Source organism: Nocardioides pantholopis, from assembly GCF_003710085.1.
Classification (GTDB): Bacteria; Actinomycetota; Actinomycetes; order Propionibacteriales; family Nocardioidaceae; genus Nocardioides; species Nocardioides pantholopis.
This window is the reverse complement of sequence record NZ_CP033324.1, coordinates 2,066,490-2,080,106: the sequence shown is the minus strand read 5'-3', so window position 1 is coordinate 2,080,106 and position 13,617 is coordinate 2,066,490. Positions and strand designations below refer to the sequence as shown.

Below are 13,617 nucleotides of genomic sequence, written 5' to 3'. Positions count from 1 at the left end.
GGGGGCAGCTGCTCTGCGGACCGACCGTCGAGCAGCACGGATCCGTCAGTCGCCCCAGCGCAGGTGGTAGGCCACCAGCGGCTGCATCGCCGCCAGCAGGTCGCGGCCGCGCGGGGTGAGCCGGTAGCGCACCGAGACCGGCGTCGTCGGGATGACCTCGCGCTCGACGATGTCGTGGGTCTCCAGCTCGCGCAGTCGGGCGGTGAGCAGGCGTGCGGAGAGTCCGTCGACGGCCGCCTCGATCTCCCCGAACCGCGACGCGCCGCGGCCGAGCGCGAGCATGATCGCGCCGGTCCAGCGCCGGCCGACGAACTCCAGGCCGGCCGTGGCCTCGCGGCAGGTGGCGTCGTCGATCAGGTGCTGGCGCTGGGGGAGCGGGCTGCGGGCGGTCACTTACTCAGAGTAACCCCCTTACCTAGGGTTGGCGCTACGCCGTCGTACGACGGATGCTGGTGGCATGCCCGACTACGGTCACCCCCTGCGCTTCGGATCCTTCGTCACCCCGGCGGCCACCAAGCCCCAACGGCCGGTGGAGCTCGCGCTCCTCAGCGAGGAGCTCGGCTACGACCTCGCGACGTTCCAGGACCACCCCTACCAGCCGTCCTTCCTCGACACCTGGACGCTGATGTCGTACGCCGCTGCCCGCACCGAGCGGATCCAGCTCGCCGGCAACGTGCTCAACCTGCCGCTGCGCCCGCCCGCCGTGCTGGCGAAGTCGGTGGCCAGCCTCGACCTGCTCTCCGGCGGCCGGGTCGCGCTGGGGCTGGGCGCCGGCGGGTTCTGGGACGCGATCGAGGCGTACGGCGGGACCCGCCTGACCCCCGGCGAGTCCGTGGACGCGCTCGCCGAGGCGATCACGATCATCCGCGGCGTCTGGGACACCGCCGATCGGTCGGTGCTCGCCGTCGACGGCGCCCACCACCGGGTCCGCGGCGCCAAGCGCGGCCCGGCCCCCGCGCACGACGTACCGATCTGGCTCGGGGCACTCAAGCCGCGGATGCAGCGCCTGATCGGCCGCGCTGCCGACGGCTGGCTGCCGTCGATGCCCTACCTCCAGCCCGGCGACCTCCAGCGCGGCATGCGGGTGATCGACGAGGCGGCCCGGGAGGCCGGCCGTGACCCCGCCGAGGTCGTGCGGCTGCTCAACATCAGCCCCGACACCGGCGCCGACGAGCTGGTGCGGCTCGCCCTCGAGGACGGCGTCAGCACCTTCATCGTGATGGGTGACGACGAGGGCGGACTGCGTCGCTTCGCCGCCCTGACCGGCGAGGTGCGCGAGCGGGTGGCCGAGGCCCGCGACAGCACCGGGGTGCGCGAGCGCGGCCGGGTCCGGCGCTCCTCCGCCCTGGCCAAGCGGCTCCCCGGCATCGGGTACGACGACCTGCCGCCCGAGCTGGCCGAGCGCGCGGTCGAGCCGGGCGACCCGGCGTACGCGCGCTACACGTCGAGCTACCTCCGCGGCGGCGCCCCCGGTCTCGTGCTCCGGCCGCGGACCGTCGCCGAGGTGCAGGCCGCGGTCGCCGTCGCCCGGGAGCACCGCGAGCTGCCGCTCGGCGTCCTCAGCGCCGGGCACGGCATCTCCGGTCGCTCGCTCAACCATGGCGGGCTCGTCATCGACGTCAGCGCGCTCGACACCGTCGAGGTGCTCGACCCCGACTCGGGCCGGGTCCGGCTCGGCCCCGGCGCCCGGTGGGCCGACGTGGCCCGCACGCTCGCGCCGTACGGGCTGGCGATCAGCAGCGGCGACTACGGCGGCGTGGGGGTCGGCGGGCTCGCGACCGCCGGCGGGATCGGCTGGTTCGCGCGCAGCCACGGCCTGACCATCGACCACCTGACAGCTGTCGAGCTGGTGCTGGCCGACGGCCGGGTCGTGCGCACCAGCGCCGACCGGGAGCCCGACCTGTTCTGGGGCGTGCGCGGCGCGGGTGCCAACTTCGGCGTCGCCACCTCCTTCGAGCTCACCGCCGCCCGGGTCGGCACGATCGCCTTCGCCCAGCTCGCCTTCGACGCCAGCGACACCGCCACCTTCCTGGAGCGGTGGGGCCGGGAGATCGAGGCCGCGGACCGCAGCGTCACCGGCCAGGTGATCCTCGGCGCGCGGCGGGGCGGGCGGCGGACCGCCCAGGCGATGCTGGTCGTCGACTCCGAGGACCCCGACACCGTCATCGAGCGCCTGCAGCCGATCGCCGAGATCGCGCCGCTGCTCCAGCAGCAGGCCGTGCTCACGACCTACGACCAGGTGCTGGGGCTGTTCAGCAGCGACGAGCCGCAGCAGGGCAGTGGCGAGCCGCACACCCACTCCGGCCTGACCGACCACCTCTCTCCCGAGCTCGCGGCCGAGGTAGCCGAGCTGCTCGACGCGGGCACGTCGTACTTCTTCTCGATCCGCGCCGTCGGCGGCGCGGTCGCCGACGTACCGAGCGGAGCCACTGCGTACGCCGGTCGCAGCGCGGCGTTCTCGCTCTCCGGCTTCGGCACCGGCCCGGCGTTCGACGAGGCCTGGGAGCGGCTGGTCCCGCACCTGTCCGGCAGCTATCTCAGCTTCGAGACCGGCACCGGGCCGCTGTGGCTCGAGCGCGCCTTCCCACCCGCCCACCTCGCCCGACTGCGCGACCTCAAGCGTCGCTACGACCCCACCGGCCTGTTCCGCGACAACTTCTTCATCGAGCCGGCGGCCGACGCGGTCGAGGGCCCGGCTGCCTGAGGCGTCTGGTCCCGGCCCGCGCGCGACGAAGCGGATCGCTGGGGACTCCACCCAGGCCGCGGTCGGCCGCGGCTCAGGGCAACTGCAGCTCCCTGAGCTGCCGGCGCGAGGTGATGTCCAACTTGCGGAAGATGTTGCGCAGGTGAGCCTCGATCGTGCGGGGGCTGAGGAAGAGATGCTCGGCTACCTCGCGGGAGGTCGCGCCGGTGGCCACCAGCCGGGCGATGTGCAGCTCCTGGGCGGTGAGGGCGTCCGTCGGCTGAGCGGTCGGCTTGCGGGGACGCTCGCCGGTGGCGCGCAGCTCCCGGGCGGCGCGCTCGGCGAACGCCTCGATCCCTATGTCCGACAGCTGCTGATGCGCGGTGCGCAGCTGTTCCCGGGCGTCCTGGCGACGGCCCTCCCGGCGTAGCCACTCGCCGTAGACGAGGTGTGCGCGGGCGGTCTCGCCGATCATCCGGGACTGGCTCAGCCGTTCGATCGCCTCACGATAGTGGTCCTCGGCGATGGGCCCCGCGCTCGTCAGCGCGCGGCATCGGGCCACGAGGCCGAGCGCCCAGGAGGTGTTGCAGGCCGTAGCGAGTGCGTCGAATCGCTCCAGGGCGCTCGCCGCGATGTCCGGGTGGCCGGCACGCATGCTCGCCTCGATGAGCTCCGGGGGGCCGATGTTGCTGAGCCCCAGCTCACCGGTCTCATCTGCCCGTCCCGCCGCCGCAAGCGCTTGAGCGTAGTTGCCCATGCCGTTGTGCAGCACGGACATCGCGTACTGGCCCACGGCGACCTCCGTGTCGCTGCTGTCGGGGTCGGCGACACACCGGAGCATCTCCTGGTTCAGGTGGACGGCGGTGGCCTGATCTCCGCGCCACGCGGCGAGCGCCACGAGTGTGTGCAGGAGAGGCACTCCGCCCGTGGCCTCCGTGATTGCCGCGGACTCGGCCGCCAGCTCCCCGGCGCGAGCGAGCTCCCCGCTCAGGATCAAGACGTTGGCCATCGAGCTCAGGGCAGCGGGCAGGGTGGCCAAGGCACCGGCCTCGCGAGCCAGGTTCACGTGACGGCTGGCCAGCACGTGGGCGAGCTCGTCGTCGAGGATGCCGACCGCGCAGCGACCGGCCAACCACAGCCAGCGGTCGCTCTGGCCACCGGGCGTCCGGGCGGTGTCCGACTCGTCGCGAAACGCCTGCAATGCGCGTCTGAGCGTCGGCGCCCCCGCCGCGTACCCAGCCGTGAATATCGTCACGAGACCGTCGAGCAGCTGGTCCGAGGGCCGTGGGGACGTCGCCGGTTCGGGAGCCTCCCGGGCAGCTGCCGCGACCCGGACCGTGTCGCGACCATCGGTGATGAGCGCAACGTCGATGGCGTCCAGGTAGGTGTCGCGGGACAGGGAGGCGTCCAGCGGCGCGAACGTCCGGGCGGCCTCCAGCATCAGGTCGGGCACCTCGTTCCCGCGCGTGAGGTGGAAGGCGATCGTGGCCCGGAGCAGCTGCAGCCGGGCGCGTGCCAGCTCGTCCAGCGGCTGAGCAGCCGCGACGGTCAGCAGCTCCAGGGCAGCCTCGAACGCTCCTGCCTCGTGCAAGGTCGTCGCCGCGTCCAGGGCCCGCCTCGCCCGCACGACCGGACTCGGCGTCAGCTCTGCCGCCCGCTGCAGGAACGCGGCCGAGGCTGCGATACCGCCGCGAGCGCGGGCCCGGTGGGCCGAGCCTTCGAGGTCGGCGGCCGCCTCCTCGTCGGTGCCCAGCACGGCCTGCCCTTGGTGCCAGGCACGCCGGTCGGGGTCGGCGTGGGCGTCGGTGGCCACCGCGAGCGCGGCGTGGGCCCGGCGGCGGTCCGGCGGTGTGGACCCCTGGTAGACCGCCGAGCGGACCAGCGGATGACGGAACCGCACGCGGGTGTCGATCTCCAGCAGACCGCTGGCCTCCGCAGGTGCTGCCGCCTCGGGGGCGATGCCGAGGTGGGAGGCCGCGCGCCACAGCACCGCCGCATCGCCGGTCGGCTCTGCTGCGGCGACCAGCATCAGCAGCTGGGTCTCGGCGGGGAGGCTCGCGGAGCGGCGTCGGAAGCTGTCCTCGACACGCCGAGGGACGCTCAGCGCGTCGGGCGGCTCGAACCCGCCGGCCAGGTGCACGGCTCGCGTGCTGCGGGGCAGCTCGAGCAGGGCCAGGGGGTTGCCGCGCGCCTCGGCGACGATCCGGTCCCGTACGGCGTCATCGAGCCGCGTGGGCACGGCGGCAGCCAGCAGCCCCTGCGCATCGGCCTCGCCGAGCCCTTCGAGGCGCAGCTCGGGCAACCCGGGGAACGGGGAGTTGTCGGCTTCGCCGGAGTCGCGCAGCGCGAACAGCAGCGCAACCCGCTCGGCCGACAACCGTCGCGCCACGAATGCCAGGACCTTGGCGGACGCTTCGTCCAGCCATTGCGCATCGTCGACGAGACACAACAGCGGCCGCTCCTCGGCGACCTCGGCCAGCAAGCTGAGGGTCGCCAACCCGACCAGGAAGCGATCGGGCGGGGGACCGGATCGCGACCCGAAGGCGACGCCCAGGGCGGCCTGCTGCGGATCGGGCAGCGCATCGAGGCGACTCAGAAGCGGACCGCACAGCTGGTGCAGGCCCGCGAACGCGAACAGCGTCTCAGCCGCCACCCCCACCGCGGACTCGACCCGGAAGCCCGACGAGGCCGCTGTGTCGAAGGCCTGCTCCACGAGGGCCGTCTTGCCGATGCCGGCTTCCCCCCGCACCACCAGAGCGCCGCTACGCCCGGCTCGTGCCTGCGTGAGCAGGTGGTCGATCGACTCGCGCTCCGCGCGGCGGCCTAGGAGGTGGCTCAGCGTTCGCTCTCCTCTGGGATGGCGGCGAGTTAGGTGGGTCTCACCGATGCGGAGCCCACCCTGCCAGATGTGGCCCGCCCTCGGGCCCGAACGACAGATGGGCGAGCGGGTCTTTCACCGACGCGAAGGCACCCCGCTCGGCCCGAGGCTGGTGGCACGGCACCAGCCCTGCGCCGACCGGACCGACCGGACCGGCGTCGTAGAGCACGAGAGGAACCACCATGTCCGCCCCTTCCGTCATCGAGGTCGAACGGCTGAGCATCACCTACGGCGCCTTCGCGGCCGTCCGTGACCTGTCCTTCCAGGTACGGCGCGGCGAGCTCTACGCGTTGCTGGGCACGAACGGCGCCGGCAAGACGTCCACGCTGGAGGTGGTCGAAGGTCACCGGCGGGCCACGTCCGGCACGGTGCGGATCTTCGGTGAGAGTCCCCAGGACCGTCGCGCCGTGGCGCCGCGGATGGGCGTCATGTTGCAGGAGAGCGGCTTCTCCCCGGACCTGACGGTGCAGGAGTCGGTGGGCCTGGTCGGCGCATTGAGCGGGAGGCAGGACGATGTCGACCGGGTGCTCGGCGTCTCCGGCCTCACTCGCAAGGCGAGCACCAGGGTCTCCCAGCTGTCCGGCGGCGAGAAGCGCCGCCTGGACTTCGCCACGGCCGTCTACGGCGGGCCAGAGCTGGTCATCCTCGACGAGCCGACCACCGGGCTGGACATCCAGTCCCGCGACGCGCTCTGGGCCGCGGTGGACCGGCTGCGCGACGAGGGTTCCACGATCGTGCTCACCACCCACTACCTGGAAGAGGCTCAGCAGCGGGCCGACCGCATCGGGCTCATGCACGAGGGGACGCTGCGGCAGGAGGGCACGGTCGCGGAGCTGACGCAGACCCTGCCGTCGGTGATCAGCTTCGCGCTGCCACCCGGCGCCCCCGAGCCGCCGATCGTCGGTGCGCTCAACGGCGCCTTCCACATCGAGACGTTCAGCCTGCAGCACGACCTCTACCGGTTGCTGGGTTGGGCGCACGACACCGGGGTGGAGCTGCTGGATCTGACTGCGGGTCCGACCCGCCTGGACGACGTCTTCCGGGCCCTCGACGCCGGATGAGACCCACAAGCCGAGCCACGCCCCGTACTCCAGGAAAGGGAGTCACCCCCATGTTCAAGATCGCTCGCAGTGAGCTGGTCCAGATGTTCCGGAACCGGCTGGTCCTGGTCACCGGCCTGATCATCCCGGTGGCCCTGGGCGGCTACTTCGTCTATCAGCACGAGACGTACTCCGACCTCGGCAGCCTCGGCTTCGTCGCTGCGGTCGTGATGTTCACCGTGATGGCCTTCGGCCTTTACACCACCGCGGTGACCACGTTGGCCGCACGCCGGCAGAACCTCTTCCTCAAGCGGTTGCGCTCCACCGCTGCGAGCGACCGCAGCATCCTCGCCGGGCTGGTACTCCCGGTCACCGTCGTAGCGCTCGTCCAAGTGGTGACGATCCTGGCCGTTCTCGGTGTGGTGGTCGACGGCCCAGCACAGATCCCACTGCTGGCGGTGGCGGTCCTGGCCACCGCGGCCATGATGGGGGCTCTGGCGTTGGCCACCGCGGGCATCACGAATTCACCCGAGCACGCCCAGGTGACCACGCTGCCGGTGAGCCTGGCGGTGGTCGCCGTGGCCGGCTGGGTGGGAATCACGGGCACCGAGGACCTCGCCTACCTCAAGCGGCTCCTCCCCGGCGGCTCGGCCACCGAGCTGGTCGTCAACGCGTGGGACGGCGGCGTCCCCCTGACCGACGCGCTGCCGCTCCTGGTCCCCACCGTGGCCTGGGTCGTCGTCGCCGTCGCTCTGGCCAGCCGGCTCTTCCGCTGGGAGCCGCGCCGATGAGCCCCTCCCTGGTGCTCGGCGGCCGCTACCGGGTCGCCGAGCTCCTGGGCCGCGGCGGGACGGCCGACGTCCATCGGGGGCTGGACCTCCGCTCGGGCCACTGGGTCGCCCTCAAGATCCTGCACCGGCACCTCGCGCAGGATCCGCTGGTGGTCGCCAGGTTCCGGCGCGAGGCGAGGGTCGCGGCGGGCCTGGGTCATCCCTCGATCGCTGCCTTCCTCGACACCGGCTACGACGAGGTCCCCGACGATTCGGGGAACGCCGTACGCGTCCCGTTCATCGTCATGGAGCATGTCGCCGGCTGGTCGCTGCGGGACCTCCTGAGAATGGGCGGACTCTCCCCCGGGAAGGCGATCCAGTACCAGGTCGGGGTCCTCGCGGCGCTCGAGTTCACCCACCGAGCAGGCGTCGTCCATCGCGACATCAAGCCGGCGAACGTGATGATCGCCGCCGAGGGCGCCGTCAAGCTCGTCGACTTCGGGATCGCCCGTGGCAGTGGTGATCCGGCCGCGACGATGACCCACGCCCGGGCGTTCCTGGGAACTCCCGTCTATCTCTCCCCGGAGCAGGCGCGCGGTGAGATCGCGGACGCCCGGAGCGACCTCTACTCGGCGGGCTGCCTGCTCTTCGAGCTGCTGACCGGGCGGCCGCCGTTCCTCGGCGACGACCCGGTGTCGATCGCCTATCAGCACGTCCACGAGGAGCCCCCGCGGGCCAGCGCCCACCACCGCGACCTCACGCCTGCGGTCGACGCCGTACTCGCCCGGGCACTCGCCAAAGCCCGGGAGGACCGGTTCCAGAGCGCGCGAGCGTTCACCGACGCTCTCCGGTCCGCGGCACGCAGCCTGGTCCACCACGACGCCGGCGCCCGCGCGGGCGCCCTCGACCACCACGTGCCCATGGCACTCGCCACGGGCACCCACGTCGGCCGGGCCGCCCTGTGCGGCTGACCGGCCCAACGCATCCACGAGGAAGGAACGAGATCATGGGACTCATCACCGTCGGGAACGAGAACAGCACCCCGATCGAGCTGTACTACCAGGACCAGGGCGCGGGCCAGCCCGTCGTCCTCATCCACGGCTATCCGCTGAGCGGTGACAGCTGGGAGCGCCAGACACGGGAGCTCCTCGACCTCGGCTACCGAGTCGTCACCTACGACCGTCGCGGCTTCGGCCGGTCCTCGAAGGTCGCCACCGGCTACGACTACGACACCTTCGCCGCCGACCTGAGCACGGTGCTCGAGACCCTCGACCTGCGCGACGTCATCCTGGTCGGCTTCTCGATGGGCACCGGGGAGCTCGCCCGCTACGTCACCAAGCACGGCGTAGAGCGCATCGCCAAGCTTGCGTTCCTCGCCTCCCTCGAGCCGTTCCTCGTGCAACGTGCGGACAATCCCGACGGCGTGCCGCAGCAGGTCTTCGACGACATCGAGGCCGCGGCCAGGACCGACCGCTACGCCTGGTTCACCCAGTTCTACCGGGACTTCTACAACCTCGACGAGACACTCGGATCGCGGATCAGCGAGGACGTCGTCCGGGCGAACTGGAACACCGCCTCCATCAGCGCCCCGGTCGCGGCGTATGCAGTCGTCCCGAGCTGGATCGAGGACTTCCGCGACGACGTCGAGGCGGTCCGCGCCGCCGACCTGCCGACGCTGATCCTCCATGGCACCGCCGACAACATCCTGCCGATCGACGCCACGGGGCGGCGCTTCCGGGACCTCGTTCCGCACGCCGAGTACGTCGAGCTCGAGGGCGCCCCGCACGGCCTGCTGTGGACCCACGCCGACGAGGTCAACGTCGCCCTCCGCACCTTCCTCGGCGAGGAGAAGACCGGTGCGGTCACCGATTCCTGACTATCTGTCCGACGCACTCGTGGATGTCGCCTCGGACACGTCCGGTGCGCCGGCGGGGTACATTCCCGAGCTCGCCACAGCGGATCCCGAGCGTCTCGCCGCGGTCTTCGCCACCGTCGACGGCGAGGTCTACGGCGCGGGCCATCTCGATGTCCGATTCACCATCCAATCGATCTCGAAGCCGTTCATCTATGCGCTGGCCCTCGCCGACCGTGGCTTCGGTGCGGTTCTGGACAAAGTCGGTGTCGAGCCATCCGGAGAGGCATTCAACGAGATCTCCCTCGAAGGTGGCTCCGGGCGCCCCCTCAATCCCATGATCAACGCCGGCGCGATCACCGCTCACTCACTGACCGGGCCCGAAGGGCTGGGCCCGGCGGAGCGCGTGGAGCGCGTGATCAGCGGACTGTCGGCGTTCGCCGGCCGCCGGCTGGAGGCCGATGAGTCGGTGTGGGCATCGGAGATGGAGCACGCGCACCGCAACCTCGCCATCGGGCACATGCTCCGCAGCCACGACATCCTCACCGAGGACCCGACGACCGTCGTCGACGGCTACACCCGCCAGTGCTCCCTGCTCGTCTCCACCCGCGATCTCGGCGTGATGGCCGCGACGCTGGCCAACGGCGGAGTCAACCCTCGCTCGGGCGAGCGAGTGGTGTCCGCGCCGGTGGTGCGTCAGGTCCTGAGCGTCATGTCCACCTGCGGGATGTATGACGCCGCCGGCGACTGGGCCACCCAGGTCGGCATTCCCGCGAAGAGCGGCGTGGCCGGCGGGCTCATCGGTGCCCTTCCCGGTCAGATCGGCATCGCGACGTTCTCGCCCCGACTGGACCCCCACGGGAACAGTGTCCGCGGGGTGTCGCTGTTCGAACGGTTCTCCTCCGACATGGGTCTGCATCTGATGGAGGTGCCACCCGCTGCGCGCGCGGTCGTGCGGTCCAATCACGTCGTGGGCGCCGGGCCGGATGCGGTCCGGGTCCTCCAGCTGCAGGGCGGGATCCGGTTCGCCGGGGCAGAGAGAGTCGTCCGAGAGGCCGTGGAGACAGTGCGCGCTGAGGCCAGGGTCGCCGTGGACCTCACCATGGTCTCGTCGATCGACGACGTGGCCCGGCGCATGCTGCTGGAAGTCGCGCGACGGCTCACGCTCGAGGGTCATCGTGTCTACCTCGTCGACCCGGATTCGATCCTTCCCGATCCCGACCCCGGAGACGGCGTCCGGGTCATCGTCGTCGGTGACCTCGACGAGACGACATCACCGTGACCAGGGAGCCGACCTGATCGACACGGACCCTGCGGCTGGGTGGACCGTCGGGTCTGTCGGGACGTGCGGGAGGCCACCCGAGGGGACGAAGAGCCCCGATGCGGGCGAGCGCCGTTATGCCAGTGGCTGCTGCGCCCCTGATAATCGGGACGGACATTCGCATGGAGCCTGGGGGAGAGCGTTCTGAACACCGTCGAATCGAGTGAACTGACAGGTCAGCGCCCCGATGGGGGAGTGCGGCCGCCGGCGGCCGTCCTGTGGGACATGGACGGCACCCTCGTCGACACCGAGCCCTACTGGATCGAGGTCGAGTACGAGCTCGCCGAACGGTACGGCGGCACCTGGAGCCAGGCCGACGCCCTGAAGCTGGTCGGCAACGAGCTGCTCGAGTCCGGGCGCTACATCCGCGAGCACATGGGGATCGACCGCACCCCCGAGGAGGTCGTGGAGGAGCTCCTCGACGGCGTGGTCGCGAAGGTCGCCGAGCGGGTGCCGTGGCGGCCGGGGGCCGTCGAGCTGCTGACCGAGCTGGGCCGCACGCGGGTGCCCTGCGCGCTGGTCACGATGTCCTACGAGCGCCTGGTCGCGCCCATCCTCGCGCAGCTGCCGGCCGAGACCTTCGGCGTCGTCGTCACCGGCGACCAGGTCGAGTTCGGCAAGCCGCATCCCGAGCCGTACCTCACCGCCGCGGCGGCCCTCGGCGTGGACCCGACGCAGTGCGTCGCGATCGAGGACTCCAACACCGGCGCACGGTCGGCCGAGGAGGCCGGGTGCACCGTGCTGGTCGTCGAGAACCACGTGCCGGTCCCGGCCGCGCCCCGGCGGGTGTTCCGCAGCACGCTGGTCGGCCTGGACCCGACCGACCTGGCCGGCATTCAGTCCGAGGCGGGCTGAGCGGCCGGCTCCAGGACCGGCTCGCCGGGCTCGGGCAGCGGCGGCGGCGTGCCGCCGTACGCCGGGCAGATCGCCTGGTGGGCGCACCACCCGCACAGCTTGCCGGGGCTCGGACGCCAGTCGCCGGTCTCCTCGGCCGCCTGGATCGCGCGCCACACCGCCTCGATCTTGCGCTCGGTGGCCCGCAGGTCCTGCTCGTCGGGGACGTAGCGCACGATCTCGCCGTTGCCGAGGTAGACCAGCTGCAGCATCGCGGGCACCACACCACGGGTCCGCCAGATCACCAGCGCGTAGAACTTCATCTGGAACAGTGCCTTGGCCTCGAACCCCGGGGCGGGGGAGCGGCCGGTCTTGTAGTCCACGACCCGGATGGCTCCGTCGGGGGCCACGTCGAGCCGGTCCACGAACCCGCGCAGCAGCAGCCGGGAGTCCAGCACGCTCTCGACGTACAGCTCCCGCTCCGCCGGCTCCAGGCGTCGGGGGTCCTCCAGGGTGAAGTACCGCTCCAGCACGGTGCGGCACGAGGCCAGCCAGGGCGCGATCTCGGGGCCCTCCGCGCCGAACATCTCCTCGAGGCCCGGCTCGGCGGCGCGGATCTCCTCCCAGGTGGGCTCCAGCATGTCCCGGGCCCGCTCGGGGGTCCGCTCGGCGGCGGGCAGGTCGAACAGGTCCTCGAGCACCTTGTGGACCACCGTGCCCCGCACCGCGTCCGGGGAGGGCGGCTCCGGGAGCCGGTCCACCGTGCGGAAGCGGTAGAGCAGCGGGCAGGTCAGGAAGTCGCCGGCGCGGCTGGGTGAGAGCGCGCCCAGCACGTCCACGCCGTCCACCGGGGTGGAGACCCGCTCGGCGGGGGATTCCTGCTGCACGCTCACGGGGCCGACCCTAGGCGACGCCACGGACAGTGCACCGAACCCGACCCGGCCCGGGCGGCCCGGAGCTGCGCTGAGAGCGCACCCGGCGTGGCGTGGTCGGCTAGCCTCGTCAGGTGTCCGAACCAGCGCAGCGCCCCCCGGGCACCCTCAAGATCGGCACGCTCGCCGGTAGCGACGTGCTGGTCTCCTCGTCCTGGTTCGTGATCGCCGGACTGATCGCTGTCGTGATGGCGCCCACCGTCGAGCAGGTCGAGCCCGGCCTCGGCGGCTGGCGGTACGTCGCCGGGTTCATGTTCGCGGTGGTGCTCTACGGGTCGGTGCTGCTGCACGAGGTCTCCCATGCGGTGATGGCCCGTCGCTACGGGTTCCGCGTCACCTCGATCACGCTGCACTTCCTCGGCGGGATGACCACTGTCGACGGCGAGGCCCGCACCCCGCGCCAGGAGTTCTGGATCGCCGTCGTCGGGCCGCTGACGTCGCTCGCCGTCGGCATCGGGGCTGCGGCCCTGTGGTTCGTGGTGCCGGACGGCCTGCTCGAGCTGGCGGTCTACACGCTCGCCGGCGCCAACCTGCTGGTCGGCGTGCTCAACCTCGTGCCGGCGCTGCCGCTGGACGGCGGTCGGGTGCTGAAGTCCGCGGTCTGGCAGGCGACCGGGAGCCCGCACCAGGGCACGGTGGTGGCGGGCTGGGGCGGCCGGGCCGCCGCCGTACTCGTCCTCGGCTGGCCGCTCGCGATCGAGGAGGTGACCGGACGGGCTCCCGACGTCATCGACTGGCTCCTGGCCGTCGTCGTCGCCGCGTTCCTGTGGGCCGGAGGGAGCAGCGCGATCGCGTCGGCGCGGCTGCGCAAGAGGCTGCCCGCCCTCGTCGCGCGCGAGCTGACCCGACGGGCCGTCAGCGTTCCGGCCGACCTGCCGCTGGCCGAGGCGGTACGCCGCGCCCAGGAGGCCCAGGCCGGCGGCATCGTGACCACGAACGCCGCGGGCGAGCCGGTGGGCCTCGTCCACGAGGCAGCGCTCCTGGCGACCCCGGAGGAGCGTCGCCCCTGGGTGCCCACCGCCGCCGTGGCCCGGACCTTGCAGCCGGGACTGTTCCTGCCCGTCGGGCTGGCCGGTGAGGACCTGGTGACGGCGATCGGGGGTGCCCCCGCTCCGGAGTACCTCGTGCTGGCCGAGGACGGCTCGGTGTACGGCGTCCTGGTGACCGCCGACGTCGATCGGGCGTTCCGGCAGGCCGCCCACTAAGGTCGTTGCCCGTGCCCGACGCAGATCACGACGCCCCCGACTCCGCCGCCGATGCCGTGCTCGACACCGCGCCAGACACCGTCCCGGAGACGGCGCCGGACG

General features: G+C 72.3%; 11 protein-coding genes. 8 read left to right on the top strand and 3 right to left on the bottom strand.

Translation table 11 applies throughout. The features are described from left to right. Positions 1–45: 45 nt before the first annotated feature. Positions 46–393 carry a winged helix-turn-helix transcriptional regulator gene (locus EBO35_RS09960; protein WP_206422530.1) on the bottom strand — a complete coding sequence of 116 codons (348 nt, stop codon included), beginning with the start codon at positions 391–393 and terminating at the stop codon, positions 46–48. Positions 394–457: 64 nt separating this feature from the next. Between EBO35_RS09960 and EBO35_RS09955 the strand changes: the two genes are divergently transcribed. Then, positions 458–2,704 carry an LLM class flavin-dependent oxidoreductase gene (locus EBO35_RS09955; protein WP_122817574.1) on the top strand — a complete coding sequence of 749 codons (2,247 nt, stop codon included), beginning with the start codon at positions 458–460 and terminating at the stop codon, positions 2,702–2,704. A 73-nt stretch (positions 2,705–2,777) separates the two neighbouring features. Here EBO35_RS09955 and EBO35_RS09950 read toward each other — a convergent pair whose 3' ends face one another. Further along, positions 2,778–5,522 (bottom strand): ATP-binding protein, encoded by a 2,745-nt coding sequence (locus EBO35_RS09950; RefSeq protein WP_122817573.1) that lies wholly within the window; start codon positions 5,520–5,522, stop codon positions 2,778–2,780. Between the two features lie 221 nt (positions 5,523–5,743). Here EBO35_RS09950 and EBO35_RS09945 point away from each other — a divergent pair, with 221 nt between their 5' ends. The 6 genes from EBO35_RS09945 (at position 5,744) to EBO35_RS09920 (ending at position 11,399) form a co-directional block, all read left to right on the top strand. After that, positions 5,744–6,622: an ABC transporter ATP-binding protein gene (locus EBO35_RS09945; protein ID WP_122817572.1), complete on the top strand. Its 879-nt coding sequence runs from the start codon at positions 5,744–5,746 to the stop codon at positions 6,620–6,622. A gap of 50 nt (positions 6,623–6,672) precedes the next feature. Continuing rightward, positions 6,673–7,392, top strand: coding sequence for an ABC transporter permease (locus EBO35_RS09940; protein WP_122817571.1), 720 nt, complete (start codon positions 6,673–6,675; stop codon positions 7,390–7,392). Continuing rightward, positions 7,389–8,342, top strand: a complete 954-nt coding sequence (locus tag EBO35_RS09935) for a protein kinase domain-containing protein (protein WP_122817570.1) — start codon at positions 7,389–7,391, stop codon at positions 8,340–8,342. Before EBO35_RS09940 ends, EBO35_RS09935 begins: the two co-directional genes overlap by 4 nt. A 35-nt stretch (positions 8,343–8,377) precedes the next feature. After that, positions 8,378–9,247 carry an alpha/beta fold hydrolase gene (locus tag EBO35_RS09930; RefSeq protein ID WP_122817569.1) on the top strand — a complete coding sequence of 290 codons (870 nt, stop codon included), beginning with the start codon at positions 8,378–8,380 and terminating at the stop codon, positions 9,245–9,247. Then, entirely contained in the window at positions 9,228–10,505 is a 1,278-nt protein-coding gene (locus EBO35_RS09925) for a glutaminase (RefSeq protein ID WP_122817568.1), read from the top strand. The genes EBO35_RS09930 and EBO35_RS09925 overlap by 20 nt, the downstream gene beginning before the upstream one ends. 234 nt (positions 10,506–10,739) lie before the next feature. Continuing rightward, positions 10,740–11,399, top strand: a complete 660-nt coding sequence (locus EBO35_RS09920) for an HAD family hydrolase (protein WP_263457626.1) — start codon at positions 10,740–10,742, stop codon at positions 11,397–11,399. Here the strand turns inward: EBO35_RS09920 and EBO35_RS09915 are convergent. Beyond that, complete coding sequence (locus EBO35_RS09915) at positions 11,381–12,271, bottom strand: RecB family exonuclease (protein ID WP_122817567.1); 891 nt, start codon at positions 12,269–12,271, stop codon at positions 11,381–11,383. The two genes, EBO35_RS09920 and EBO35_RS09915, sit on opposite strands and share 19 nt — an antisense overlap. Positions 12,272–12,384: 113 nt before the next feature. Here EBO35_RS09915 and EBO35_RS09910 point away from each other — a divergent pair, with 113 nt between their 5' ends. Next, the gene (locus EBO35_RS09910; RefSeq protein WP_122817566.1) at positions 12,385–13,515 is read left to right on the top strand and encodes a site-2 protease family protein; all 1,131 of its coding nucleotides are present in this window, start codon (positions 12,385–12,387) and stop codon (positions 13,513–13,515) included. Positions 13,516–13,617 lie beyond the last annotated feature (102 nt).

What these genes read in the sequence shown, in the direction of transcription:
- EBO35_RS09955 (WP_122817574.1), top strand. Translation starts at nt 458, where the DNA reads ATGCCCGACTACGGTCACCCCCTGCGCTTCGGATCCTTCGTCACCCCG.
- EBO35_RS09945 (WP_122817572.1), top strand. Translation starts at nt 5,744, where the DNA reads ATGTCCGCCCCTTCCGTCATCGAGGTCGAACGGCTGAGCATCACCTAC.
- EBO35_RS09940 (WP_122817571.1), top strand. Translation starts at nt 6,673, where the DNA reads ATGTTCAAGATCGCTCGCAGTGAGCTGGTCCAGATGTTCCGGAACCGG.
- EBO35_RS09935 (WP_122817570.1), top strand. Translation starts at nt 7,389, where the DNA reads ATGAGCCCCTCCCTGGTGCTCGGCGGCCGCTACCGGGTCGCCGAGCTC.
- EBO35_RS09930 (WP_122817569.1), top strand. Translation starts at nt 8,378, where the DNA reads ATGGGACTCATCACCGTCGGGAACGAGAACAGCACCCCGATCGAGCTG.